Below are 2,604 nucleotides of genomic sequence, written 5' to 3' on the forward strand. Positions count from 1 at the left end.
TGCGGATTCCGACGATCGCGCGCATCTATTCCGATCTGATGCCGCGCAGCGTTCCGATCTGATCGCGCGCAGGTGGATCATCTGATCGTTGGGTGAAGATGTCATTCCTGTTCGTTGTTGGTCAAGCGGCTTGAGCAGGGAGATTTCGGCGCATGGATTCGCCGGCGAGTTCGAGCCGATGAGCGTTGTGAACGAGGCGGTCCAAGATGGCGTCGGCGTAGGTCGGATCTCCGATCAGATCGAACCAGCGGGCCACAGGAAGTTGGCTGGTCACCAAGGTTGAGCGGCGGCCATAGCGATCTTCAAGGATCTCGAGCAGGTGGTGGCGGGCATTTCCGTCGAGCGGTTCAAGCCCCCAGTCGTCCAGTATCAGCAGATCGACCCTGCCAAGGCTCTTCATGCGGGCGGCGATGCGGCCGTCTCCTTTGGCCAGCGACAAGTCATCGATCAACCGCGGTAGGCGCGTGTAGAGGACCGAACGATTGTCGCGGCAGGCCTTGTGGCCTATCGCACAGGCAAGCCAGCTCTTGCCGACCCCTGCGGGTCCGATGATGGCCAGGTTCTCGTGGGCGGCGATCCAGTTGCCTTTGAGCAGGGTTTCGAACAGCCGGCGGTCGAGCCCCCGCGCGCTGCGATAATCAACGTCTTCAGGCACCGCATGATGCCGCAGCTTGGCGTGACGCAGCCGAAGCGCAAGACGCCGATCGTTGCGCCAGGTTGCTTCATGATCGAGCAGCAGGGCCAGCCACTCGGCATGGCCAAGACATGCGGCGTCACCATTGCCGTCCAGTTCGGCAAAGGCATGGGCCATCCCGGTCAGCCCAAGCTGGTTCAGTTGATCAAGGGTTGGGTGTTTGAGCATCGTCGCTCCTTTCAGTGGTAATATTGGGAGCCCCGGATGTTGTCGTGCAGGATCGGCTCGCGTTCCGGGGCTTTGGACACGGGCACCTTGTCGAGCCCCTTTTCGAGGATCGATTTGACGGACGGGTAATTGCGCGCCTGGATTTCCAGCGCGCGCATCGCAGCAGCCTCAAGCCGATCGGCGCCGAAGCGTTTGCCGAGGCCGATAATACCAAGGCACGAGCGGTAGCCCTGCTCGGGATGTGGTCGGTCCGCGATAATGCGCTCGACCAGCAGCGACAGCATCGGCCCGATCCGGGCAGCCTCTTCCCGGATTTTGGCCGGCGTCCATTCCAGATAGCGCCTGTGGCTCGAAGGCATATGCTCGGGCACCGTCGTATGCCGGCCGTTGCCGCTGCCACGCATATGAACCGCGATGCGCTCGCCGCCCAGGAAGATCTCGACGGTGCGCGCGGTGAAGCGGGCCTCGACCTCACGGCGGGCGAAGCGATGGGGTACAGAGTAATGGTGATGATCGAGGGCAATATGGTAATCGAGCCCGACACGGCATCGCTTCCACTCCGCATGGACCCAGGGCTCGGCGGGCAGCGGCTTGAGATTGGGCGCGTCGATTTCCTCGAACAACTGGCGGCGGGTGCGACCGAACTGGCGAAGAACCCGCGTCTCATTGAGATCGGCGAGGCACTCGGCGATAGCGGCGTTGAGCTCAGTCAGGCTGTAGAAGACACGGTTGCGCAGTCGGCCTAGCACCCAGCGCTCGACAATGCCGACACAGGCTTCAACCTTCGCCTTATCGCGCGGCTTCCGGGGCCGCGCCGGCAATACGGCCGTCCCGTAATGACGGGCCATGTCATTGTAGCTGCGGTTCAGCATCGGATCGAAGTGGCAGGCCTTGATCACCGCAACCTTTGCATTGTCGGGCACCAGCAACTGCGTGACACCGCCAAAGAAGGTGAAGGCGGCATTATGCCCCTCGATCCAGTCGGCGAACTGCTCCGTCCAGGTCGCACAAGCGAATGACAGGCTTGAGCCGCCCAGCACCGCGACGAACAGATGGGCGTCGCGGATCTCGCCGGTTCGGCGGTTGATCACGACGGGCACCGTGTCGCCAGCGTAATCGACGAACAGCTTCTCGCCACCGGCATGGCTCTGACGCATCACCAGCGACAGCCGCCCCTCCCAGCGCCGGAACAGGTCACACCAACGGCTGTAGCGATATCCGTCAGGCTGAGCAGCGATATACTCTTCCCATAGGACCTGCAGCGTCACATGCTTGCGCTTTAACTCGCGCGCGACCGTCGACCAGTCCGGTTCAGGCTGTTTGCGGCGTCCGGGCTTCACGCCTGGAATACCGTACAGCTTGGCCTCCAGCTCCGCATCGGTCATTCCATCGGGAACCGGCCACTCAAGACCTGCCAGCCTCAGGCGCCTGATCGTATCCCGAACTGTCGTTGGACCCACGCCCGTGCGCTCGCCAACAACACGTGTGGAAAGCCCGGCATCCAGGCTCAAATGCAATATCTCGCGCACCTGGCGCATCGAAACCCTCCTCGTCGGCATCCATTCCTCCGGTCGCTATGCGACCGCAGAAATGACCCAACGATCAGGTTTTCCACATCTCAAACTGCGCGCGATCAGCTCGGAATGCTGCGCGGACAATTCTCGGAACGCTGCGCGCGATTAAATCGGAAGCCCGCGCGCCATCAAATCGGAATGGTGCGCGCGATGACCTCGGAATCCGCA

2 protein-coding genes are annotated in these 2,604 nt (G+C 62.2%); both read right to left on the bottom strand.

What is annotated here, in order from left to right; genetic code table 11:
- Window positions 1-121: 121 nt before the first annotated feature.
- Window positions 122-862 (bottom strand): IS21-like element helper ATPase IstB, encoded by a 741-nt coding sequence (gene istB, locus ACFQ24_RS04065; protein ID WP_380909179.1) that lies wholly within the window; start codon window positions 860-862, stop codon window positions 122-124.
- 11 nt (window positions 863-873) lie between these two features.
- Window positions 874-2,400: an IS21 family transposase gene (gene istA, locus ACFQ24_RS04070; RefSeq protein ID WP_380909181.1), complete on the bottom strand. Its 1,527-nt coding sequence runs from the start codon at window positions 2,398-2,400 to the stop codon at window positions 874-876.
- Window positions 2,401-2,604: the final 204 nt, after the last annotated feature.

The sequence above is a fragment of the Sphingobium olei genome (assembly GCF_042678845.1).
Classification (GTDB): domain Bacteria; phylum Pseudomonadota; class Alphaproteobacteria; order Sphingomonadales; family Sphingomonadaceae; genus Sphingobium; species Sphingobium olei.